The organism is Brachybacterium equifaecis (assembly GCF_023509525.1).
In the GTDB taxonomy this organism is placed as follows: domain Bacteria; phylum Actinomycetota; class Actinomycetes; order Actinomycetales; family Dermabacteraceae; genus Brachybacterium; species Brachybacterium equifaecis.
In genome coordinates this window covers 247,165-265,934 of the sequence record NZ_JAKNCJ010000002.1, presented here as the reverse complement: position 1 = coordinate 265,934, position 18,770 = coordinate 247,165, and the positions used below count along the sequence as shown (strand labels likewise).

The 18,770-nt window shown below is 73.3% G+C and carries 15 protein-coding genes; 10 read left to right on the top strand and 5 right to left on the bottom strand.

The annotated features are described in order from the left end of the window. Positions 1–55: 55 nt before the first annotated feature. Positions 56–4,849 carry a hypothetical protein gene (locus Bequi_RS05690; protein ID WP_249736994.1) on the top strand — a complete coding sequence of 1,598 codons (4,794 nt, stop codon included), beginning with the start codon at positions 56–58 and terminating at the stop codon, positions 4,847–4,849. After that, entirely contained in the window at positions 4,846–5,082 is a 237-nt protein-coding gene (locus tag Bequi_RS05685; protein ID WP_249736993.1) for a hypothetical protein, read from the top strand. The genes Bequi_RS05690 and Bequi_RS05685 overlap by 4 nt, the downstream gene beginning before the upstream one ends. Before the next feature lie 230 nt (positions 5,083–5,312). Here Bequi_RS05685 and Bequi_RS05680 read toward each other — a convergent pair whose 3' ends face one another. Beyond that, positions 5,313–5,891 (bottom strand): NUDIX domain-containing protein, encoded by a 579-nt coding sequence (locus tag Bequi_RS05680; protein ID WP_249736992.1) that lies wholly within the window; start codon positions 5,889–5,891, stop codon positions 5,313–5,315. Between the two features lie 183 nt (positions 5,892–6,074). Here Bequi_RS05680 and proC point away from each other — a divergent pair, with 183 nt between their 5' ends. From proC to Bequi_RS05665, 3 genes are all read left to right on the top strand, one after another. Then, a complete protein-coding gene (gene proC / locus Bequi_RS05675; RefSeq protein ID WP_249736991.1) occupies positions 6,075–6,959 on the top strand; it encodes a pyrroline-5-carboxylate reductase in 885 nt (294 codons plus the stop codon). Positions 6,960–7,034: 75 nt separating this feature from the next. Then, entirely contained in the window at positions 7,035–7,256 is a 222-nt protein-coding gene (locus Bequi_RS05670; protein ID WP_249737395.1) for a toxin HicA, read from the top strand. A 2-nt stretch (positions 7,257–7,258) separates the two neighbouring features. Continuing rightward, on the top strand, positions 7,259–7,588 hold the full coding sequence (locus tag Bequi_RS05665; protein ID WP_249737394.1) for a type II toxin-antitoxin system HicB family antitoxin: 330 nt from the start codon (positions 7,259–7,261) through the stop codon (positions 7,586–7,588). A 17-nt stretch (positions 7,589–7,605) separates the two neighbouring features. On the opposite strand, the gene Bequi_RS05660 is transcribed toward Bequi_RS05665, so the two are convergent. After that, complete coding sequence (locus Bequi_RS05660; protein WP_249736990.1) at positions 7,606–8,502, bottom strand: phosphotransferase; 897 nt, start codon at positions 8,500–8,502, stop codon at positions 7,606–7,608. Between the two features lie 95 nt (positions 8,503–8,597). Between Bequi_RS05660 and Bequi_RS05655 the strand changes: the two genes are divergently transcribed. Beyond that, complete coding sequence (locus Bequi_RS05655) at positions 8,598–9,779, top strand: Fic family protein (protein ID WP_249736989.1); 1,182 nt, start codon at positions 8,598–8,600, stop codon at positions 9,777–9,779. 43 nt (positions 9,780–9,822) lie between these two features. Then, positions 9,823–10,263 carry a VOC family protein gene (locus Bequi_RS05650; protein ID WP_249736988.1) on the top strand — a complete coding sequence of 147 codons (441 nt, stop codon included), beginning with the start codon at positions 9,823–9,825 and terminating at the stop codon, positions 10,261–10,263. A 66-nt stretch (positions 10,264–10,329) separates the two neighbouring features. On the opposite strand, the gene Bequi_RS05645 is transcribed toward Bequi_RS05650, so the two are convergent. The 3 genes from Bequi_RS05645 to Bequi_RS05635 all read right to left on the bottom strand — a co-directional run bounded on the left by Bequi_RS05645 (position 10,330) and on the right by Bequi_RS05635 (position 13,605). Then, the gene (locus Bequi_RS05645) at positions 10,330–11,370 is read right to left on the bottom strand and encodes a hypothetical protein (RefSeq protein WP_249736987.1); all 1,041 of its coding nucleotides are present in this window, start codon (positions 11,368–11,370) and stop codon (positions 10,330–10,332) included. A 56-nt stretch (positions 11,371–11,426) separates the two neighbouring features. Next, positions 11,427–12,092, bottom strand: coding sequence for a potassium channel family protein (locus Bequi_RS05640; RefSeq protein ID WP_249736986.1), 666 nt, complete (start codon positions 12,090–12,092; stop codon positions 11,427–11,429). Positions 12,093–12,156: 64 nt separating this feature from the next. Next, a complete protein-coding gene (locus Bequi_RS05635; protein ID WP_430623096.1) occupies positions 12,157–13,605 on the bottom strand; it encodes a TrkH family potassium uptake protein in 1,449 nt (482 codons plus the stop codon). A gap of 141 nt (positions 13,606–13,746) precedes the next feature. Here Bequi_RS05635 and Bequi_RS05630 point away from each other — a divergent pair, with 141 nt between their 5' ends. Genes Bequi_RS05630 through Bequi_RS05620 form a run of 3 tightly spaced genes read left to right on the top strand, consistent with a single transcriptional unit; the run spans position 13,747 to position 18,744 of the window. After that, the gene (locus Bequi_RS05630) at positions 13,747–15,009 is read left to right on the top strand and encodes an acetoin utilization protein AcuC (protein ID WP_249736985.1); all 1,263 of its coding nucleotides are present in this window, start codon (positions 13,747–13,749) and stop codon (positions 15,007–15,009) included. A gap of 52 nt (positions 15,010–15,061) precedes the next feature. Then, on the top strand, positions 15,062–17,005 hold the full coding sequence (locus Bequi_RS05625) for a dynamin family protein (RefSeq protein WP_249736984.1): 1,944 nt from the start codon (positions 15,062–15,064) through the stop codon (positions 17,003–17,005). Beyond that, positions 17,002–18,744 carry a GTPase gene (locus Bequi_RS05620; RefSeq protein ID WP_249736983.1) on the top strand — a complete coding sequence of 581 codons (1,743 nt, stop codon included), beginning with the start codon at positions 17,002–17,004 and terminating at the stop codon, positions 18,742–18,744. Before Bequi_RS05625 ends, Bequi_RS05620 begins: the two co-directional genes overlap by 4 nt. The last annotated feature ends 26 nt before the right edge of the window (positions 18,745–18,770 follow it).

Genomic DNA, 18,770 nt, shown 5'->3' with positions numbered 1-18,770 from the left:
GCCGGGCGCGGCGGAGATGGCCTCCTCTCACCCTCCCCGGGTAGCGTGGAGCCCCATGTGGAGACTTCGGCGAGGCACCAGGACCGACCGCGCGGCAGCGGACGGCAGCGCCCGAGCGGATCGTCCCGATGCGTCCGCGCCCGCCGAGGCGAGCGCGACAGCCCAGAGTCCCGACGTCGAAGGCCCCGCGCCCGACTCCGGTGCCGATCCTGCGGAAGGTCCTGCGGCAGGCGCCCCGTCATCCCCTGACGCAGACGCCCCGGCCGCGACGGCGCCCGCCCCTGGAGAGCCCGCCGCGCACTCCGGTGCGATCGACTTCTCGGTCGCCGCGACCGACGGCGGGGCCGCGCCCGACGAGGCGCCCCTGCAGGACGAGTCCCGCCTCCCGCGCCGCAAGCTGGACGATCGGCCCCTCGGCCGCGCCGATCGCGTCGGCGCGGCGCTGGACCGCTGGACCCAGCAGATCGCCGGCACCGCCGAGCGCCCCAGCTTCCTCACCCGCATGCGCTCCGACGCGGAGCACCTCGACCTCACGCACTCCCACCCCTCGGGGCTCGCGCAGCTGCTCGCCGGTCGCGGGCCGACCCGGCTGTCCTCGCTGGTGCGCGAAGTCGGAGCGCTCGCCGAGGCGCGCGCGCAGGCCCGCACGATCCGCGAGGTCGCCGAGCGCCAGGCCGACGAGGTCGGGCTCACCACCTGCCACCTCGCGATCGGTGAGGCGAGCTGGATCCCCGAGGGCGGCGGCGAGCCCTACCAGGCGCCGGTGCTGATCCGCCCCATCACCCTGCGCCTGCGGGGCAATGCGCGCGAGGACGTCGACCTCGACCTCGACGCGAGCGTCGACGTGAACCCGGTGCTGCTGCGCGCTCTGCGCGACGCCGGGATCGCGGTGGACGCACGCGCTCTGCTCGCCACCACGCAGGGCCCCTACGGCTTCGACCCGACCCCGGTCCTCGACGCGTTCAAGGCGCTAGGCCAGCCCCTCCCGGGGTTCCGGATCAGCCAGGCGCTGGTCGTCGGCAACCTGATGGACGCCGCCGGTCACCTGGTGGAGGACCTGCGGGCCGACCGCGAGGAGTGGGCGAGCAGCGAGCTGGTCGCCGCGCTCGCAGGCGACCCCGAGGCGCGCGCGGCAGTGCGGCCGTCGGCCCCCGTGGAGGAGGCGCCGCTGCCCCCGGAGACCGGCATGGTCACGGCCCTCTCGCCCGATCGGGCCGAGGCGCTCGCCGCGATCCTGCGCGGCGACCACCTCGCCCTCACGACTCCTCCCGGCACCGACCCGATCGATCTGGTGGTCGATCTCGCCCAGGAGCTGATCGGCCGCGGCCGCACGGTGCTCGTCCTCTCCCAGCGCTCCGGCCATCTCGCCGAGCTCGCCGAACGGGCAGGGGAGCGGGGGCTCGAGGATCTGCTGTTCGACCTCTCGCCAGATCCCGCGCTGCAGCGCAACGCCTCCGCCGCCCTCCTGCACAGCATGCGCCGCGCCGGATCGTTCAGCTCCCCGGTCACCACCGAGGAGCCGGTCGAGCTCGCCCGCACCCGCGACATCCTCGCCGGGCACGTCGAGGCCATGCACAGCGTGCAGCTGCCGTGGGAGGCGTCGGCCCACGACGCGATCTCCGCGCTCGCCGCACTCACCCGGATGCGGCCCTCCCCGCGCACCGAGGTGCGCCTGCGGCCCCAGGTCGCGGCCTCCATGATCGGGCCCGCGCGCGTGCGCTACGCCGAATCGCTGCGCGAGGCCGCACGCATCGGCGCCCTCCGCGTCGGCCCGGAGGAGACGGCCTGGTTCGGCGCCGCCATCAGCAGCGACACGCAGGCCTCGCGCGCGCTCGAGCTCGTCGGCCAGCTGCGCGAGACCCTGCTGCCCGCGCTCTCCCGCGCGATGGAGCGCACCGGCGGCGACATCGGCCTGAAGCCTGCGCAAACCCTCGCGCAGTTCGGAGCCCGCCTGGCGCTGCTCGATGACGTCGCCGCGATCCTCACCCAGATGCAGCCCGCGGTGCTCACCACGGAGCTGGACGACATGATCCGCGCGAACGGCGCGACGGCCGCGAGCATGAAGTGGAGCGAGCGCCGCACCCTGCGCAAGCAGGCCCAGGATCTCGTGCGACCGGGGCTGACCGGCGTGGATGTCCATGACGCCCTGCGCCGCGCGCATGCGATCGCCGAGCGCTGGTCGGCGCAGGCCGCCGCGACCCGTCGGGCGCCGAGCGTGCCCCCCACCCTCGAATCCCACCGTGCGCTCGCCGCGCGCCTGCAGGGCGCGTGCGATGAGCTCGCGGTGCTGCTGGATGGCACGCCTGCGGGCGGCGACCTCTCGTCCGCTCCGATCGACGAGCTCACCGCGCGCGTCGACGCCCTGCACCGGGACCGGGGCGACCTCGCCGAGGTGCCGCGCCGCACGGTGCTGCTGCGCTCACTCGCCTTCGACGGCCTCGGCGACTTGGTCGAGGACCTCCGCTCGCGCCGGGTGGAGGAGAAGGACGTCGCCGCTGAGCTCGACCTCGCCTGGTGGCAGACCGTCCTGGAGCTCATCGCCCGCGCCGAGCCGACGATCTCGCAGTACGACGGCACGAGCCTGTCCCAGGTCGCCGAGCGCTTCCGCCGCCTCGACGGGGAGCACCTCGAGCGCGCCTCCTTCCGCGTGCGCGGCGCGTGCGACGACCGCCTGGTGGAGCGGATGAAGGCCTTCCCCGACACCTCCCGCGCGGCGATCACCGAGCTCGCGCGCTCCTCGACCATCTCCGTGCGCGATCTGGCCGCGAAATACGAGGACATCCTGTTCGCGGTGCGCCCGGCGTGGCTCGCCTCCCCGTACCTCGTGCCGCAGGTGGTGCCGCGCGGGAAGCATTTCGACGTCGTGATCATCGCCGACGGCGGGCGCCTGCCGACGGCCGCCGCCCTGCCCGCGCTCGCCCGCGCCCGCCAGGCTGTCGTGATCGGCGACCCGCTCGCCTACGCCGACCTGCCGGGGGCGAGCGTCCTCGACGACATGCTCGCGATCGCAGGGCACGTGCCGCTGCGCCGGGACCCGCGGCCGACCGGATCGATCGTGCGCGCCTTCGCTCAGCGCCGCTCTCTCGCAGGCCCCGTGCTCGGCGTGCCGAACCCGGCTCCGCCGGAGAGCGACCGCCTGATCGTGGTGGAGAACGCGTTCGGCCCGGTCACCCCGGGGCTCGATTTCGTGGAGAGCACGGAGCTGGAGCTGCGGCGCGTCACCGATCTCGTGATCGAGCACGCCCGCACCCGCCCGGAGCGCTCGCTCGCGGTGCTCACCCTCACCCCGGCGCACGCGCGCAAGGTGCTCGAGCGCATCATGCACACCATCGCCGTGGTGCCGAGCCTGCGCGAGTTCTTCGATGCCCAGGCCGAGGAGTATTTCACCGTGGTCCCCGCCGCGCACGCGGCGAGCGTGGTGCGCGATGACGTGATCGTCTCCCTCGGCTTCGGCCGCACTCCGCACGGCCGGATGCTGCACCGCTTCGGCCCGCTCTCGGCCGACGGGGGCCGCAAGGCGCTCGCCACGGTGCTCACCCGCGCCCGCGGCCGCACCACCGTGGTCGCCGCGTTCGACGTCGAGGATCTGGACCCCTCGCGACTGCGCACCGAGGGCGCCCGCGACCTGCGCGCCCTGCTCGTCGTGCTGCGCGGCGGGGCCGACGACGACGTCGTGGTGCGGGAACCCGCATCAGCGCTCGCACAGGAGCTGGCCGACGTGGGGGCCGCACCCGCGGATGCCGATGCCGATGCCGAGGCGGAGGGCGACGCGAGGGGCGCGGAGACGGCGAGTCCTGAGGACGCGCCGGATGCTCACATGCAGACGGCTGCGCTCCCCGCAGAGGGGGCGGAGACGATCTCGATCGATGCCGCCATCGAGGCCGCGCTGGCGGCGGACGCCGAGGACGACGGCGAGGCCTCCGATGACGCGAGCGATGCGGATGATGCGGACGAGGTGGAGCCTGCCGAGGAGGGCGTCGAGGTCGACTCCGGTGCTGAGGACACCGAGAGCTCCGAGAGCGTCGAGGCGGATGCCGCGGAACCGTCGGCCGAGGCAGTCGAGACCGCCCCGGAGTCGGAGCCGTCAGCGCTCGCCGCGGACGGGCCCGACGAGGATGCTGAGCCGTCGGAGCCTGCGGAGGAGGACACGCCGTCGGAGGGCGAGGATTCCGCGGAGTCCTCGGCTCCCGAGGAGGGCGCTGCCGATTCCGAGGAGGAGCCTGCGAGCGGGACGACCGGCGAGTGGCGCCTGGAGACGAACGCGCTGGTCCACGACCTGGCGGATCGGCTCTGGCGTCGCGGTCTCGTGGTCGAGACGGACTTCGGCGACGGCGCGGAGCGCATCGAGCTGGCGCTCGGCCACCCGGAGCTGCCGGGTCGTGCTCTGCTGGCGGTGGACACCGACGGCGAGCGCTATGTCGCGACCGACAGCCAGCGCGAGCGCGACCGCCTGCGCGCGGAGCGGCTGGAGTCGTTCGGCTGGGCCACGGAGCGCGTGTGGTCGTGGGCGCTGTTCATCGACCCCGAGGGCGAGGCGGAGCGGATCCAGCGCGCCGTGGACCGGGCGCTGATGCTCTACCGCAGCGAGCTCGAGGAGGATGCGCTCGACGGCGCCACCGGCACGCGGCACCGGCTGCCGCGCCCGCAGATCCCCGCCGGCCACCAGCTGTCGTTCTACTCGAGCGAGGACTTCGACGCGGTCGTGGAGTACCTCGTCTCCGACGGTCGCGCGCGTATGGAGGATCAGCTGGCCACCGAGGTGCGCAGCTTCCTGGGGTTCACGCAGCGCTCGGTGCTGCTGGACGTCTCGGTCTCCAGCGCCATCCGCCGGTACCAGGAGCGCCAGTGAGCGAGCGGCCTGCGGCACCGGGCGAGCCTGCGCGCGGCTCCGCGGGCCAGCGGCGGAGCACACCAGGGCCGGGATCGAGCGCGCCGGTCGCCCCGGCCGCGTCGGGCCGGGTGGTGATCTCCTCGGTCACGGGCAAGCCGATCCCGTGGGAGGCCGAGGAGGCTGCGCCGCGGGGCACGAGCGCCCACGATGCCGAGCTCCTGCGCAACCTCCCGCCCCACTGGGGCCGCTGAGCGCGCCTGCGCCAGCGCGGTGCACGCCGCCACGAGCGGCCTGCACGGCCGCCCAGACTTCCGGCCCGCTGGCGTACCTTTCCGGCGCGCGAAAGGTACCTGAGTGGGTCGGAACTATGGAGTGCCAGTTCCACGGCGCGGCTCGGCCCGGTCGCCCAGACTTCCGGCCCGCTGACGTACCTTTGCGGCGCGCGAAAGGTACCGGAGCGGGCATTCGCGAGGCCGACCCGTCAGGCCCCCGGCGACTGCTCCCCGGACTCCTTCTCCAGCACCCTGCGCAGCACGCTGGCCTGGGTGCGGTGCAGGCGCTCCAGCGCGTCGTCGATGTTCAGCAGCGCGGCGTCCTGGATCTCGCGGGAGTCCAGTGCGTCCTTGTGCGGGGCCTCGTCGATGTCGACCTCGCCCACGAGCCACAGCTCGACGCGGTTCTCGGTCCCGGCCTCCACGTGCACCACGCGCAGGTTCTCCACCTCGAGCCCGCACTCCTCGCGCAGTTCCCGAGCCGCGGTCCGCTCCGGGGTCTCCGAGGGCTCCATGTGCCCCGAGGGCACGCCCCATTTCTGGCCCTCCCAGAAGCGGTGCTCGAGCAGCAGGATGCGGCCGTCGGGGGAGCGCAGCACCGAGCACACGCCCACCAGGAAGCGCGGCTGGGTGAGCCGCACGAACCACCACACGGCCTTGCGGCGCACGATCGCGGGCAGCAGCCGCACCGCGAGGCGTCCGGCGCGATCCAGCGCGCCGCCGAACCCGTCGCTGCGCACCCGGCGGCGGAGTGAGCGGCGGGCACGGGCGAGGCGGTCAGCGAGCATGGGCGGAAGTCTAGGCAGGCCGCCTGATGCAGGGTGCCCGCAGCGGCGCCGCTTCTGCCGGGCCGAAGGCCCCGTTGCCGCGCCCAGTCCCGACGACCCCACCGCTGCGCCCGGCCCCGTCGCCCCTCCGCCGCCGGTGCCGGTGTCGGTGCCGTCGGGCAGTCAGCGCTCTACCCTGGACCCATGAACGCTTCAGCGACCAGCGCCTCCTCGCCGTCCACTCCCGCCGACGCCTCCCAAGACGCCGACGCCCCCGATCTCTCGAGCCTGCGCGTCGCGGTGATCGGCGCCGGGAACATGGGCGGCCCCGTCGCGACCTGCATGATCCGGGCCGGAGTGCCGGGCGAGCAGGTGCTGATCGTGAACAGCACGCCCGAGTCCTCCCAGCGCGCCGCCGACGATCTCGGCGCCCGCGCCGCCGACTCGCGTGAGGAGGCGCTCGCGGGCGCCGACGTGATCGTGCTCGGCGTGAAGCCGTACCAGATCATCGATCTGCTCGGAGAGGTCGGCGACGCCGTCGGGCAGGACGCCGTGGTGCTCTCTCTCGCCGCGGGCGTGACCCTGGAGGCGATGGAGAACGCCCTGCCGAACGGCACGGCGGTCGTGCGCGCGATGCCGAACACCCCGATCGGGATCGGCGAGGGCGTCGTCGCGCTGATGAGCGGCAGCAGCGTCAGCGCTGAGCAGGAGACCCTGGTCCGCGCGCTGTTCGCCGAGGCGGGCGCGGTCGAGGAGATCACCGAGGCCCAGGTGCATGCGGTGATCGGCGCCGCCGGTTCGGCCCCCGCATTCGCCTACTACGCGATGGAGGCCATGATCGAGGAGGCCGTGCGTCAGGGCCTGAAGCGGCCCGTCGCGACGCGACTGGTCGCCCAGACGCTCCGCGGGGCGGCGACGATGGTGCTCGAGACCGGAGAGCATCCCGCCGTGCTGCGCTCGAACGTCTCGAGCCCCGGGGGCACGACGGTCCAGGGCATCGCGGCGCTGGACCGCGAGGGCGTGCGCACGGGCCTCGCCGCGGCGATGGAGGCAGCGGCCCGCTCCTCGAAGGAGCTCAGCGGGGAGTGATCGCAACTCGCTGTCGGCCTGGTATCACTAGTGATACCATTTCTCATGGCGCGGATAGAAAAACTCGTGACAGAGATGCGCAGATCGCCGGGCGGCGTTCGCTTTGTCGACCTCGTGCGGGTGTGCGACTACTACTTCGGTGAGTCGCGCCAGCGCGGGACTTCTCATCGCGTCTACCGCATGCCGTGGGTGGGCGACCCTCGGGTGAACATCCAAGACGATCACGGAATGGCGAAGGCCTACCAGGTCAAGCAGGTCCTCGCCGCACTGGCGAAGCTGGAAGGAGAGATCTCGTGAGCATGGTGAACGCAGAGCATTACACCTTCCGCGTGCGCTGGTCCGCGGAAGATGATGCCTACGTCGGCACGGTCGCCGAGATGCCCTCGCTGTCGTGGCTGGCTGGCACACAGCTCGACGCCTTCTCCGGAATCCGCGCGCTTGTGAACGATATCCTCGAGGACATGGCAGTCGGCGGCGAGACCCCTCCGCAGCCGATCGGAGATCGCGCGTACTCCGGAAACTTCATGGTCCGGCTCACCCCGGAGACCCATCGCAGGCTCGCCATCGAGGCGGCTGAGCAGCAGGTGTCTCTGAACCGACTCGTAGCGAGCCGGCTCGCCGGCGTCTGACGGGCTCCAAGACTCCGTCAGCCTGACGCCTCCAGCAGCCGCCCGAGCGTTATGCGGCCGAGCTCCGCCATCGGGGGATTCGTGCTCTCGTAGTACCAGACGAGCCCGATGGCCTGCGCGAACGCCCACGCCGCCCCGCGCTCCCACTCCAGCTCCGAGCAGTCCAGGCGCTCTCGCACGAGCGCCCGCCGGGGAGCATCGAGGAGATGCCAGGCGCCGACGAGGTCGAGCGCGGGATCCGCGGCCCGGAACCCGCCGGCGTCCAGCACTCCCGCGAGCCGCCCGCCTGTCGTGAGCAGATTCGCCGGGATCAGATCGCCGTGGGTCATCGCGTCGGCCTGCTCTCGCGGCAGCTGCCGCCACCGCGACCACAGGATGCGCAGGCGCGCTACCGGCAGCAGGTCCTCGCTGCGCTCCAGGCACTCGGCGATCCACGCGTCATGCGCGGAGAGCCTCCCGCCGCGGCCGCTCCCGGAGAACGTGCGTCCGCGCGTCGGCGCTTCCCGCAGCGAGGCGATCTGCGCCGCGAGATCCTCCGCGAAAGGGGCCGACGATTCGACGCCGCGCGGGGTCGCGATCTCGCCCTCCACCCAGGTCTGCAGCGTCCAGGGGAGCGGATGCTCGGCGGAGGCGGGAATGACCCCGCGTGGAGCCGGGCAGGGGAACGCGCTCGCCGACGCATGCTCCGCCATGGCCGCCTGCTCGGCCCGCAGCTGCTCCGCGAGGGCATAGGGCGAGGTCCCCTGCATCGGGAAGCGGGCCGCGAGCTCCTCGCCGATGCGGAAGATGTGGCTGGTGGTGGCGCTGGAGCGGATGCGGTGGATGGGGAGCTGCGCGGCCTCGGGGAGCGTGCGGCGGATGAGCAGAGCGGCCGTCGCATCCGCGATGTCGACCTGGTCGGAGTGCATGCGCATGGGGCCAGGGTACGGAGCCGCCAGCGCGGACCCATGCCCGAGAGCGTCGTTCAGTTAAGGTTTTATTCATAGCCTTAACTGAAGTGGAGAATGCGATGACCCTCGCGGGCAGCTGGCAGCGCGGAGTGCAGGAGCCGAACCTGCGCGGAGTGACCGCGTCCGAACGGCGCGGCGGAACCTTCTCGTACTTCCTCCCTGCGCGCATCGCGGGCCAGGATCCCGGTGGTCTGCTCGACCGTGATCTCCGCGAGGAGGCGCTCGAGATCTCCGCGCAGATCACGGCCTCCACGGCCGCCGTGGACGAGGCCACGCGCCGCGGGATCTTCCCGCTCCTGCTGCGATCGGAGTCCATCGCGTCTTCCCGGATCGAACGGATCGCAGCGAGCCCCCGCGACGTCGCCTACGCCCAGCTGGGGCCGGGCGATGCGCACCTGCGCAACCACGACGCCGGAATGGTGGCCCGCAACGTGGAGGCCACGCGGCTCGCCATCGCGCAGCTCTCCGGGAAGGCGGCCTGGTCGCTGGCGGACATCGAGGACGTCCACCGCGCCCTCGACGTCGTCGGCGTGAGGGCCGGGCTGCGCGAGGTCGACGTGTGGATCGGCGGCCGCGACCGGTTGCGAGCGCAGTATGTCGCTCCCCCCGCCGATGTGCTTCCGGACTTGATCACGGATCTGCTCGCGTACATCAATACCTCGGGGGAGCACCCTTTCCTGCTCGCGGCAATCTGCCACCTGCAGTTCGGGGCCATCCATCCGTTCGAGGACGGCAATGGGCGCGTCGGTCGCGCACTGATCCATGCCGTGCTGGAAAGAGGAGGCGTGGTCCGCTCGGGCCTGTTGCCGATCTCCACGGTCATCCGGCGCCGCGAGCGCGAGTACGTGGCGGCGCTCAGCGCATTCCGCACCGACGATGCGAGCGAGGCAACAGCTGCCCTGGAGGGTTGGGTCCGCTTCTTCATCTCGGCCGCTCAGGACGCAACGGACGAGATCCTTCGCGTCCAGTCCGAGGTGGGGGAGCTGGACCGCGTCCTGGAGGCCAAGGCATCGGGGCTCCGCGCAGATTCCTCGGCCCGGCGGATCCTGCCGCTCCTGCGCGAGCAGCCGGTCATCACGGCATCGTTCATCGCCGATTCGCTCGACGTCTCGGCTGTCGCGGCGCACAGCGCGGTGAAAACCTTGGTCGAGCGAGGGATCCTCACTCCCGGCACAGGTCGGTACCGCCGATCGGCGGTGTTCCAGGCGCCGGACGTGCTGGGGGTGCTGGACGGCAGCTGACGCGCGAGGCTTTCCTTTCGACGTGCAGTGCGAGAGTGGACCCATGGAATCCGCGCCCATGCAGCCCCGCATCAGCCTCATCACCCTCGGCGTCGACGACCTCGCCCGCGCCCGCGACTTCTACGCCGCGCTCGGCTGGAAGGGCCATGAGGTCGAGGAGACCGTGTTCATCCAGGCCGGAGCGCTCGTGCTGAGCCTGTGGAGCCGGGAGAAGCTCGCCGCCGATTCGGGCGTCCCCCTGGGATCGGCCGACGGCGCCTTCGGCGGGATCGCGCTGGCCCACAACGTGCGCGCGGAGGCGGAGGTCGACGCGATCCTCGCCGTCGCGGAGCAGGCGGGCGCCGCGATCACGCGCCCCGCCGCGCCGACGTTCTACGGCGGCTACGCGGGCTGCTTCACCGACCCCGACGGGCACGTCTGGGAGATCGCGCACAACCCCGGCTTCCCGCTCGACGAGGACGGGGCGATCCGCCTGCCGTTCTAGCGCCCGCCGGACTCGGGCTCAGTGCCCGCGGGCCTCAGCTTCAGCGCCCGGCAGCCTCAGCCACCCTCAGAGCCCGTCGGCCCCAGCGCCCGGCAGCAGCTGCGCGACCCATGGCGCCTCCTCCGGGATGAGCGCACGCGGGAAGGGGATCGGCGCGGGCCCCTTGCTGACGGGGATCGCGGTGATCGCCATCCAGTCCTCTGCGCTGCCGACGAGTCCCGGGATCTCGCGCATCATCTCGGCCTCGTGCTGCTCGGTGAGGTGGGAGTCGACCAGCAGCGATTCCCCGTCGGCACCGGAGCCGATGAGAGCCGCGAGGCAGGCCTCCTTGTCCGCGCGGCTGTGCGGCCCCACGTACGGGCGGGAGAGGAGGGTGACCTCGCGCCCGGTGAACTCCTCGTCGAAGGGCCACAGCAGCGCCGCAGCGCAGATCTCGCCCTCGCGCGCGAGCACGACGCTGCGCTGCGGATCGTAAGTCTCTTCGCTCGCAGGATCGTGGCTTTCTGCGAACAGCTCGCGCATGGCGCCGACGGGAGCAGACGGGCTCCAGGCGGCGTGCTGCGCGACGTAGTGCTCGGCCTCGAGGTCACGCACGCTCTCGCGGTCGTCTTCGCCGATCGCCCGCACCTCCGCAGGCGGCTCGGCCTGGTGGGCATCGGCCCACTCGCGCAGCTCCGGGCCGATGTCGTACCTCCACGGCGGGGTCACCTGCACAGCGATGCCGCCGTGGCGGATCGCGAGCTCCCGCTCCCGGTGCATGCCCGCATAGATCTTCATGCGCAGGGGCCGGCCAGAAGCCGCGATCTGAGCTCGGAGCAGGGCGTCTTCGACGTCAGCGAGGTCCACACCAGGCGGGAGGGCATCGACCGGCAGGATCTGGAGCTCCAGCAGACGGGAGCCCGGGTGATAGGCATTGTCATGGCCGCGGCAGTGGCCGAGAATCGTCCGCTTCCCGGGCTCGGGGCCAGTGTCCGCCCCGGCCCCGTCGGCCGTCACCGCGACGAACGCGCGCCGGTTCCCGCCCTCCCGCCAGCGGTCCGGCAGGAGATCGGGGAAGCGTGCTGCCGCCTGCTCCGCGTCGGCCGTCGTCGCGGGGCGGACGCACACGCCCGCCCTCGCGCTCCCGCTCGTCTCCGCATTCCCTCTCATACCCGCACCCCCGCTCACGGCCGGTTCGCGAAGCGCTCGATCAGCTCGGTGTGGCCGGAGACGATCAGCAGGTCGTGCTGGGAGACCTTCGTCGTCGGCCCCGCGTAGGTGAAGTCGCGACCGGGGGACTTCACGCCGACCACGGTCACGCCGTACTTCGCGCGGATGTCGGACTCGGTGAGGGTGAAGCCGACGATCTCGCGCGGCGGGTGCATCTTGACGATCGCGAAGCCGTCGTCGAACTCGATGAAGTCGATCAGTCGGCCGTTGACGAGGTGGGCGACGCGCTGGCCGGCGTCCTTCTCGGGGAAGACGACGTGGTGCGCGCCGATGCGCTCGAGGATCTTGCCGTGCGCGGTGCTGATGGCCTTCGCCCAGATCACGGGCTTGCCGAGGTCCACGAGGTTCGCGGTGATCAGCACGCTCGCCTCGAGGGACGTGCCGACGCCCACCACCGCGACGCCGAAGTCCGCGGCGCCCACCTGCGCGAGGGCGTCCATCTGGGTGCCGTCGGCCTGGACGACGTGGGTCAGTCGGCCGGAGAACTCCTGCACCAGGTCCGGGTTCGTATCCATGGCCAGCACGTTCGTGCCGAGATCCTCGAGGGTGAGGGCGAGCGCGGCGCCGAAGCGCCCGAGCCCCACCACGAGAGCGCCGCCGTTGCCGCGGGGTCGTGCCACGAGTCCTCCTGGGGTTCTGCGTCGAGGCCCGACCGGCCGGGCGGGGCCAGTCTAGGGGGCCGCGTCAGCCGACGATCGGGCGTTCCTGCGGCAGGCGGACGAATCGCGTGCCCGAACGCAGGGCGAGGGCCGCGCCGAGGGACATCGGCCCGATGCGGCCGAGGTACATGCACAGGGCGATCACGTAGGTGCCGGCGTCCCCGAGATGCGGGGTGATGCCCGTGGACAGCCCCACCGTGCCGAACGCAGACAGCACCTCGAACAGCACCTCGTCCAGGGTGAACGGGGTGAGGCTGAGCATCACGAACGTCGCGAGGAACACGACGGACGCGCTCATCACGAGCACGCCGATGGCCTGACGGATCGTCTCGTGGGGGATGCGCCGGCCGAACGTCTCCACGTCCCGGTCGCCGCGCGCCTCCGCGATGATCGAGAGCACGAGGAGGGCGAACGTGGTGACCTTGATGCCGCCGCCGGTGGAGCCCGAACCGCCGCCGATGAACATCAGCAGATCCGTGAACAGCCGCGTCTCGGGGTTCAGCGCCGCGATGTCGAGGGTCGCGAAGCCGCCGGAGCGCGGCATCACCGAGGCGAACCCCGAGGCCAGCACCTTGGTGACGAGGCTCTGCCCGCCGAGGGTGGAGGGATTGCTCCACTCCATCAGCAGGTATCCGAGGAACCCGGCGACGAACAGGATCGCGGAGGTCGACAGGGTCAGCTTCGCGTGCAGCGACCAGCGGCGGGGGGTGCGCCACTTCTTCACCAGCACGAGGACCACCGGGAAGCCCAGCGCGCCGATGAACACCGCGGTCGCGATCGGGACGGTGAAGAACGGATCGCCCAGGTACTGCGTGATCCCGCCGGGCTCGGGCACGAAGCCCGCGTTGTTGAAAGCGCTGACCGCGTAGAACGCCCCGAAGAACAGCGACTCGGCGATCCCGTGGTTCGTGATGAACATGTACGGCACGAGCGCGAGGAACGTGAGGACCTCGAGCGCCGTGGACGTGATGACCAGGACCCGCAGCACGCTGCCGACCTCGGCGAGCCGCTCGGCGCGGGTCTCGGAGGCGGTGATGATCCGCTGCGCGAGCCCCATCGACCGCATCACCGACAGGCCGAGGAGCGAGGCGAGGGTCAGCACCCCGAGCCCGCCGATCTTCATCGCGAGCATGATGATGATCAGTCCGGCGGTGGACCAGTGCGTCGCGGTGTCCACGGTCGTCAGCCCGGTCACGCAGATCGCGGAGACGGCCGTGAACAGGGCGTCGCGCAGCGAGGTGTGCTGGCCGTCGGCCGCGGAGAACGGCATCATCAGCAGGATCGTGACCAGGCCGATCATCGCCGTGAACACCGTCAGCGCGAGGCGCGCGGGGGAGGAGCGGGCAGCCTTGTCGAGCATCTTGCGGTACAGCGCGCGCAGATGCTGACCGGCGGTGCGGCGCCGCCGGCTCGCTGCGGACTCGCTCTCCTCGAGCTCGCGGCGCTCGGCGGCGCTCTCGCCCGCAGTGCTCATCTGGCCCCTCCACTGGTCCCTGCCGTGCCGCGGGTGCGCGGCGCCATGATCGGCCGCCGGCCGGTGCTCCGGCGCGAGTCTACGCCCGCGCGGGCCGACGGTCGGTGCGCGCTCGTCTCCGCGCGCGGCTACTCTCGCTCCATGACTCCGCGGTCCGAACTCGCAGCCCCGCACGCAGGCCCTGAGCCCGTGCCAGGAGGCTGCGCAGTGGTCTGGGAGGAGGCGCTGCTCAAGTACGACTTCGGCCCGTACCACCCGATGTCCCCCGTGCGTCTCGAGCTCACGCACCTGCTCGCGGACTCCTTCGGCCTGCTCGAGCGGCCTGGGGTGCGCGTGATCGGCGCTCCCGTCGCGAGCGATGCCGAGCTCGGCGCCGTCCACTCGAAGGAGTTCATCGCCGCCGTGCGCGCCGCCTCCGCCGCGCCGGATGCCCCGGGCGACCCCTATCTCCCCTTCGGCATCGGCCAGGACGACGTCCCCGCATTCCCCGCGATGCACGAGGCGAGCGCGAGGATCGCGGGCGGGAGCATCGCCGCGATGGAGGAGATCCTCTCGGGCAGATCCCGCCGCGCGGTGAGCTTCGCCGGCGGCATGCACCACGCCCGCGAGGCGCAGGCCGCAGGATTCTGCGTCTACAACGACGCCGCGATCGCGATCCGCCGCGCCCTCGCCGAGGGGGAGGAGCGCGTCCTCTACGTCGACCTCGACGTCCACCACGGCGACGGCGTCGAGCGGGCGCTGTGGAACGAGCCGCGGGCCGTCACCCTCTCGCTCCACGAGACGGGGGAGCGCCTGTTCCCCGGCACCGGCTTCGTGCAGGACACTGGCGGCGAGGGCGCCCGCGGCTGCGCGATCAACGTCCCCCTGCCGCCGCGCACCGGGACGGGCGGCTGGCTGCGCGCGATCACCGCGACGGTGCCCGCGCTCGCCCGCGCGATCCGGCCGACGCTCCTGGTCACCCAGCACGGCGCCGACACCCACCGCTCGGATCCCCTCGCCGACCTCTCGATCACCCTCGAGGGCCAGCGGGAGGCGATGCTGCTGATGCGGGCGCTGGCCGACGAGATCTGCGGGGGCCGCTGGCTGGCTCTCGGCGGGGGCGGTTACGCCGTGGCCGACGTCGTCCCGCGCTCCTGGACGCACCTGATCGCGATCGCCACCGGCGAGCCGATCCCTGCCGGCGCCCCCGTTCCCGATGCCTACCGCGCGCAGTCGATCCAGGCGCTCGGACGGCGCGGACTGCTCGAGGAGTCCCCCCGCTTCCCCGGCATGGGCGACGGCGAGGCGCCGGAGGTGCGCGACTGGGCGGAGGGCTTCGATCCCGACGACGCGCTGGACCGGGCGATCCAGTCGGCCCGGCGCGCGGCGTTCCCCGAGTGGGGGCTGGACCCGTACTTCGACTGAGCCGCGCTCAGCGTCCGGAGAGCACACGGCGCGCCCCTGCGACAATGTGCCCATGCCCGAACCTCTCGCCGGCTCATCCGCCGCAGACACCCCCGCCCAGCGCGTGCCCCAGACCGCTGCGCCCCAGACCGCTGTGCCCCAGACCTCCGCGGCTCAGACGCCGCTGCCGCCGATCGCCTCGGGCGCGCTCGCCGATCTCGCCGAGCATCTGCGCGGAGTCTCCCTGCCGCTGCCCGCGCCCGGCGCCGCCCGCGCCCGCGACGGCGTGGTCGCAGCGCGCGACCAGCTCGCCGACCACCTGATCCCGCGTCTCGAAGCGGTGGACGCGCCCCTCCTGGTCGTCGTCGGCGGCTCCACGGGCGCCGGGAAGTCCACGATCGTGAACGCCTTCGTCGGCCATCCCGTCACGCGCGCCGGGGCGATCCGGCCCACCACCCGCCGCCCGGTGCTGCTGCACAACCCGGCCGACGCCGCCTGGTTCGAGGGCTCGCGGATCCTGCCCGGCCTCTCCCGCGTCCGCGGCGGCGGCCTCGAGGCGAGCGCCCACGCGCCGATCCCCGCGCAGTCGGGCCCGTCGGCCCCAGGCGCCCCCGCCGCCGAGGCGGCGTCGACGAGCGTCGAGCTGCTGGGGCCGGAGGCGATCCCGCAGGGCCTCGCGCTGCTGGATGCCCCCGATATCGACTCGGTCTCGCAGGGCAACCGCGAGCTCGCCCGCCAGCTGCTGCGCGCCGCCGACCTCTGGCTCTTCGTCACCACCGCGAACCGCTACGCCGACGCAGTCCCGTGGGAGGTGCTGCGCAGCGCCGCCGAGCGCGACGTCACGGTCGCGGTCGTCATGAACCGCATCCCCCCGCGCGAGGGCATCAAGGACGAGCTCGCCGGGGACCTCCGCGCGATGCTCGAGCGCAACGCGCTGGACCCTGCGCACCTGTTCCTCATCGAGGAGTCGCCGCTCAGCGAGGACGGCATGCTGCCCGACGGCGCCGTTGCGCTGATCCGCGACTACTTCCAGTCCCTCGCGGCCGACGCCGCCGCGCGCGGCGCGATCGCCCGCCGCACCCTCGCCGGCGCCATCGAGGGACTCGGCGGCAGCGTCGAGACCATCGCCGCGAGCGTCGAGGAGCAGGAGGAGATCCGCGAGCGCCTCGAGGGCGAGATCGCCGAGGCCTTCTCCGAGGTCGAGGCGCGCATCGAGCAGGCCCTCGGCGACGGCTCGCTGCTGCGCGGAGAGGTGCTCGCGCGCTGGCAGGACGTCGTCGGCACCGGCGAGTTCTTCCGCAGCGTCGAGACGTTCGTGGGCCGCGTGCGCGACCGCATCGGGCGTGCCCTCAGCGGGCAGGCGGCCCCGGCCGTCGCCGCGCAGGACGCCCTCGAGACGGGCCTCGTGCACGTGGTGGTCGACGAGACCGCTTCCGGCGCCGAGCGCGTCGAGCAGGCCTGGCGCGCCGACCCCGCAGGCCGCGTGCTCGTCGAGGGCCAGGACCTCGCCCGCATGCCCGACGGCTACGCCCAGGAGGTCGCCTCCGCGGTGCGCGCTTGGCAGGGCGACGTGCTCGAGCTCGTGCGCGTCGAGGGCGCCGACCGCCGCACGAAGGCGCGCGTGCTCTCCCTCGGCGTGAACGCCGTGGGCGTCGCGCTGATGATCGCGGTCTTCGCCTCCACCGCCTTCATCCCCACCGGCCTCGAGGTCGGCACCGGCGCGGCTGCGGCGGTCGTCGGCCAGAAGCTGCTGGAGACCGTCTTCGGCGAGGAGGCCGTGCGCCGCCTCACCCGGATCGCCCGCGAGCAGCTCGCCCAGCGCCTCACCGCGCTCGTCGACAGCCGCACCGCTCCCTTCCGCGAGCGCCTGGACGCCCTGCCTGCAGGGACCGACGCCGAGGTGCTGCGCGAGGACGCCGATGCGCTCCTCGCGCTCGCCGCCGACATCCGCGCGCAGGCGCAGGGTGCGGCCCGAGCGGTGGCCTCGGATGACACGGTCGAAGGGGAGCGCGCGTGAGCCCGCGCCGCAGCGCCGTCGTCCCCCTCGCCGAGCGCATCGAGGCCCTGGACGCGGCCCGGGACGCGCTCGCCGAGGTCGCCCCCGCCGAGCAGCTCGAGCAGGCCGACGCCGTCCTCGAGCGGATCGACGCCCGCCAGGCGCTCTCCGCCGAGCACACCGTCGTCGGATTCTTCGGCGCGACCGGATCGGGGAAGTCCTCGCTGGTCAACGCGCTCGTCGGCCAGGCTGTGACGCGAGCGGCCGTGCAGCGCCCGACGACCTCCCAGCCCGTCGCCGCGATCGCCGGGCCGCTCGGGGCCGACGCCCTGCTGGACTGGCTCGAGGTCGCTGAGCGCCATGAGCTCGATGCGGACGGCCCGCTCCAGCAGGCCGCCGCTCCCGCTCCGCGCCGGGGGGTCCTCGGCCGACGCGCCCGCGAGAGCGACGCCGAGGCGGGCGCCATGCCGGGCCTCGTGATCCTCGACCTCCCCGACCTCGACTCGATCGAGCTGTCGAACCGCCGCGTCGCCGAGCGCCTCACCGCGCTCGTGGACGTGATCGTGTGGGTCACCGACCCGCAGAAGTACGCCGATGACGTGCTCCACCACGACTTCGTGGTGCCGTTCGCCTCGCACGACGCGGTCACCCTCGCGGTCCTCAACCAGATCGACCTGATCCGCCCCCACGAGCGTCAGGGGGTGCTCGACTCCCTCCAGGGCCTCCTGCGCCGCGACGGGCTGGAGAGCGCTCCGGTGTTCGGAGTCTCCGCGATGACGGGGGAGGGGCTCGACGTGCTCCGCACCCGCCTGGTGGAGATCGCGCGCGGCCACGAGGCCGTCGCCGAGCGCCACCGGGCCGACGTCCGCGTCGCCGCGGGCGCGCTGCGTGAGGCCGCCGATCCCGCCGGCCTTCCCCGCAGCATCAGCCCGGAGGCGCAGCGGAGGCTCGAGGACTCGCTCGCGGCCGCCGCGCGCATCGAGCCGGTGGCCGACGCCGTCGGCCGCGCCTACCGCCACCGCGCGGGCGGCGAGGTTGGCTGGCCGCTGCTGCGCTGGATCGGCCGTATGCGTCCCGATCCCCTCGCACGCCTGCACCTGGGCGGGCCTGTCGGCGGTCGGAAGGGACGGGAGGACGAGGCGGCGCTCCCGGGCGCCCGCACCTCGCTCCCCGAGGCCGACGCCGCGACCGCCGCCCGCAGCTCGCAGGGGCTGCGCGGATTCGCCGACGCGGTCTCCGCGGGCGGCTCCGACCCCTGGCGCGCCGAGGTGCGCCGCGCGGCCCGCTCCCGCGACGCCGACCTGCCCGACGCCCTCGACCAGGTCGTCGCACGGGCAGGGCTGTCCGAGCGCACCCGCTCGTGGTGGTGGCCCGTGCTGAACGTCCTCCAGTGGCTCGCGCTCGCCACCTGGGTGGTCGGGCTCGGCTGGCTCGCGCTGAACGCGATCCTCGCCTACTTCCAGCTCCCGCCCACCCCGATGCCGATCATCCGCGACCTCTGGATCCCCGTGCCCCTGCCGACAGCCCTGGTCGCGATCGGCATCGGTGCCGGGGTCCTGCTCGCGGTCCTCGGCGGGGTGATCAGCGCGTTCGCCTCCCGCTGGCATCGCCGCCGGGCGCTGCGCCTGCTGCGGAGCAGAGTGGCCGTGGTCGCGCGCACGCACGTGCTCGAGCCCGTGCAGGAGACCCTCGATCGGGCCGACCGTGCTGCGACGGATCTCGCAACCGCCGCCGGGGCCGCGCCCAGCAGGCGCGTGTAGACTCGCATGTCGACTGTGGCACGGGC

Coding starts and splice junctions, on each gene's coding strand:
- Bequi_RS05650 (WP_249736988.1), top strand. CDS start 9,823: ATGGAATCCGCGCCCATGCAGCCCCGCATCAGCCTCATCACCCTCGGC.
- Bequi_RS05635 (WP_430623096.1), bottom strand. CDS start 13,605: ATGAGCACTGCGGGCGAGAGCGCCGCCGAGCGCCGCGAGCTCGAGGAG.
- Bequi_RS05670 (WP_249737395.1), top strand. CDS start 7,035: ATGCGCAGATCGCCGGGCGGCGTTCGCTTTGTCGACCTCGTGCGGGTG.
- Bequi_RS05655 (WP_249736989.1), top strand. CDS start 8,598: ATGACCCTCGCGGGCAGCTGGCAGCGCGGAGTGCAGGAGCCGAACCTG.
- Bequi_RS05665 (WP_249737394.1), top strand. CDS start 7,259: ATGGTGAACGCAGAGCATTACACCTTCCGCGTGCGCTGGTCCGCGGAA.
- Bequi_RS05625 (WP_249736984.1), top strand. CDS start 15,062: ATGCCCGAACCTCTCGCCGGCTCATCCGCCGCAGACACCCCCGCCCAG.
- Bequi_RS05680 (WP_249736992.1), bottom strand. CDS start 5,891: ATGCTCGCTGACCGCCTCGCCCGTGCCCGCCGCTCACTCCGCCGCCGG.
- proC (WP_249736991.1), top strand. CDS start 6,075: ATGAACGCTTCAGCGACCAGCGCCTCCTCGCCGTCCACTCCCGCCGAC.
- Bequi_RS05630 (WP_249736985.1), top strand. CDS start 13,747: ATGACTCCGCGGTCCGAACTCGCAGCCCCGCACGCAGGCCCTGAGCCC.
- Bequi_RS05660 (WP_249736990.1), bottom strand. CDS start 8,502: ATGCGCATGCACTCCGACCAGGTCGACATCGCGGATGCGACGGCCGCT.
- Bequi_RS05690 (WP_249736994.1), top strand. CDS start 56: ATGTGGAGACTTCGGCGAGGCACCAGGACCGACCGCGCGGCAGCGGAC.